Source organism: Rhodosalinus sp., assembly GCF_041685465.1.
Taxonomy (GTDB): domain Bacteria; phylum Pseudomonadota; class Alphaproteobacteria; order Rhodobacterales; family Rhodobacteraceae; genus Rhodosalinus.
In genome coordinates, this window is sequence record NZ_JAWLFS010000291.1 from 1 (window position 1) to 3,346 (window position 3,346).

4 protein-coding genes are annotated in these 3,346 nt (G+C 72.7%); 1 reads left to right on the forward strand and 3 read right to left on the reverse strand.

Annotated features, from left to right (window positions below):
• The coding region (locus tag ACESL7_RS14575; protein ID WP_372894024.1) for a DUF6537 domain-containing protein at positions 1 to 270 on the forward strand (270 nt) is incomplete at its 5' end.
• Positions 271 to 303: 33 nt separating this feature from the next.
• On the opposite strand, the gene ACESL7_RS14580 is transcribed toward ACESL7_RS14575, so the two are convergent.
• The 3 genes from ACESL7_RS14580 to ACESL7_RS14590 form a co-directional block, all read right to left on the reverse strand.
• Complete coding sequence (locus tag ACESL7_RS14580) at positions 304 to 1,473, reverse strand: acetate/propionate family kinase (protein WP_372894025.1); 1,170 nt, start codon at positions 1,471 to 1,473, stop codon at positions 304 to 306.
• Positions 1,470 to 2,858 (reverse strand): bifunctional enoyl-CoA hydratase/phosphate acetyltransferase, encoded by a 1,389-nt coding sequence (locus ACESL7_RS14585; protein WP_372894027.1) that lies wholly within the window; start codon positions 2,856 to 2,858, stop codon positions 1,470 to 1,472. Before ACESL7_RS14585 ends, ACESL7_RS14580 begins: the two co-directional genes overlap by 4 nt.
• A gap of 91 nt (positions 2,859 to 2,949) precedes the next feature.
• Positions 2,950 to 3,346, reverse strand: a 397-nt coding sequence (locus tag ACESL7_RS14590) for an SAM-dependent methyltransferase (RefSeq protein ID WP_372894026.1), incomplete at its 5' end; no start/stop codon positions are given.

A 3,346-nucleotide genomic window follows, 5' to 3' on the forward strand; every position in this document is an offset into this window, starting at 1 on the left:
CCGATGAAGCGGCTGCGCGGCACATGGGCCGATCCCTTCGGCCATACCGCCGAGCGCAGGATGGAGCGCGCGCTGATCGGCTGGTACGAGGGCCTGATGGATCGCGCGGCGGCCGAGGCCACGCCCGAGACCGCCGATCGCTGGGCGCGCATCCTCGAGGCGCCGATGGAGATCCGCGGCTACGGGCCGGTCAAGGAAGAAGCCGCCGCGCGCATCAGGGCCGAGATCGACGGCCTGCTGGCGGCGGAACCGCAGGCGCGCGCCGCCTGAGCGCGCGCCTGTCGGGGGCCCGGTCCGTGTGCGTCATCCGAGCGCGGCGGCGGCCGCGCGGGCGATCACCCGCTCCTCGTCCGTCGGGATCACCAGCACACCGACCTGCGCGCCGGCGTCGATCCGCCGGTCGCCGGCGGCGTTCGCCGCCGCGTCGATGGTCACGCCCAGCCAGCCCATGGGCGCGCAGACCTCGCGGCGCACGCGGTCCGAGTTCTCGCCGATGCCGCCGGTGAAGACGATGCCGTCGAGCCCCTCCATGGCCGCCGCCATCGCGCCGATCTCGCGCCGGATGCGGAAGGTGAAATAGGCGATCGCCTCGTCGGCGCGGGGGTCGTCCGCCTCCTCGAGCGCGCGCATGTCGTTCGAGATGCCGGAGAGGCCCAGAAGCCCCGAGCGCTTGTAGAGCATCTCGGTCACGTCTGCTGGGCTCATCCCCTCCTGCTCGATCAGGTGCAGCACCACCCCGGGATCGAGCTGGCCGACGCGCGTGCCCATCGGCAGCCCGTCGAGCGCGGTGAAGCCCATGGTGGAAGCGACCGAGCGACCCTCGATCATGCCGCAGATCGAGGCCCCGTTGCCGAGATGCGCGACCGCGACGCGGCCCGCGTGCAGCGCGGGATGCGCGCGCTTCAACTCGCCCGCGATGTAGTCGTAGCTCAGCCCGTGGAAGCCGTAGCGCCGCACGCCCCGGTCGTAGAGGTCGCGCGGCAGGCCGAAGACGTCGTTGACGAAGGGGTGATGGCGGTGAAAGGCCGTGTCGAAGCAGGCGACCTGCACCGCCTCCGGAAAGGCCGCGCGCGCCGCCCGCACCCCGGCAAGGTTGTGCGGCTGATGCAGCGGCGCGAAGGGCTCGAGCTCGGCGAGCCGCGCCAGAACGTCGTCGTCGAGGCGCACCGGCGCATCGTGGTCCTGCCCGCCGTGCACGACCCGGTGGCCCACGGCGGCGATGCCGGCCTCGGGGACATGCTCGCGCAGCATCGCGAGCGCGGCGTCGAGCGCGCCCGCATGATCCGCCCCCGCGTCGCCCAGGTCGCGCGTGCCGAGCGTCGCGCCCGCCCCGTCGGCGAGGGTCAGCGCCGCCTCGCCCCCGATGCGCTCCACCGCGCCCTCGGCGCGGACCTCGGGCTCGGCCGCGGCGGTGAAGAGCCCGATCTTGAGCGAGGAGCTGCCGGCGTTCAGCGTGAGCACATGGTCGGTCATTCCGCCTCCTCCGTCAGCCTGCGGTGATGCAGCGCGGCCACCGCGCAGGAGGCGAGGCGCGCCATCTCGTCGTCGGCGCGGCTCGTCAGGACGATGGGCGCGCTCGCGCCCGCCACGACGCCCGCAGCCTCCGCGTGCGCGATGAAGGTCAGCTGCTTGGCGATCATGTTGCCCGCGTCGAGGTTGGGCGCGATCAGCACCTCGGCGCGCCCCGCGACCTCCGAGTTGCCGAGGCCCTTGGTCCGCGCCGCGCCCATGTCGACCGCGTTGTCCATGGCGAGCGGCCCCTCGACGTGCCCGCCCGTGATCTGCCCCCGGTCGGCCATCTTCGACAGGAGCGCCGCGTCCATCGAGGAGGGCAGCGCAGGATTCACCGTCTCGATCGCCGAGAGCACCGCGACGCGCGGCGGCTCGATCCCGATGGCGCGCGCCACCTCGATCGCGTTCTGCACGATGTCCATCTTGCAGTCGAGATCGGGGGAGATGTTGATCGCCGCGTCCGACACGAGCAGCGGATGCGGCAGCCCCGGCACGTCCATCACGAAGACATGCGTGAACCGCCGCCCCGCGCGCAGGCCCGTCTCCTTGTCGAGCGCCGCGCGCAGCAGGACGTCGGTGTGCAGATGCCCTTTCATCAGCCCGCCCGCGCGCCCCTCGCGCACGAGCGCGACGCCGCGCCGGGCCGCCGCGGCGTGATCGGCTTCGTCGTGGATCTCGACGCCCGAGATGTCCTCGCCGGCGGCCTCGGCCACCGCCTCGATCTTCGCCCGCGCGCCGATCAGGACGGGGTCGATCAGGCCCCGCCGCGCGGCGAGCAGCGCGCCGCCGAGGGCGTTCTCCTCCTCGGGGGCGACGACGGCCATCGGCAGCGGCGGCAGATCGTCGGCCTTCCGCATCAGCGCCTCGAAATGGCGGTGGCGCTGCACGATCAGCCCCGGCAGGTCCTTGTCGTCGTAGGAAAGCCGCTCGCGCGGGGCCTCGACCACCGCCTCGCCGCGCATCACCAGCGCATCGTCGGCGACGCGCCGCACCTCGGTCTCGAGGCTCACGGTGCCCTCGTCCGCGGTCTTGCCGGTCACCGTGACGCGGCTCAGAAGCTCGTCGCCCGCCTCCGCGCGATCACGGAACTCGAGCGTCTGGTGCCGGTAGAGCGTCCCCGCCCCGGGCAGCACGTTGCCCAGCACCGCCGAGACGAGCGCGCCCACGAACATCGAGGGCACGACCGGCTCGCGCGGGCCGGGACCGTCCGGGTCCTGAATGTGCATCGGGTTGTGGTTGCCCGAGACGTTGGCGAAGATCAGAAGATCGTCGAGCGTGCAGAGCCGCGTGAGTTCCGCGGTATCGCCGATCTCAAGTTCGTCGAAGGTCCTGTTCTCGAGGTGCATCCGGGTCTCCGAGTCCGTCGCGCTGCCCTGCAGCATGGGATATGATGCCACGGATAGGAACCCCGCGCGACGCGCGGATGACAGCGCCGGCTCAATCGTCCGCGCCGGCGCGGAAACCGGTGGCGACGACGAATTTCTCGGCACTGTCGGCGCGCGAGGCGGGCGGCTTGACGTTGACGACACGCGCGAAGCGGCGCTTGAGCTCGGCCTGCAGCGCGCCCTCCGCGCCGCCGGCGAGGACCTTGGCGACGAAGGTGCCCCCCTCCTCCAGCACGTCGAAGGCGAGCGCGGCGGCCGCCTCGCAGAGCGCGACGATGCGCAGGTGATCGGTCTGCTTGTGGCCCGAGGACGCCGCCGCCATGTCCGACATCACCACGTCGGCGCGCCCACCGAGCCAGCCCTTGATCGCGTCGTCGGCGCCCTCCTCCATGAAATCGAGACGGTGGACCTCCACCCCCGGGATCGGCTCGACCGCCTGCAGATCGACG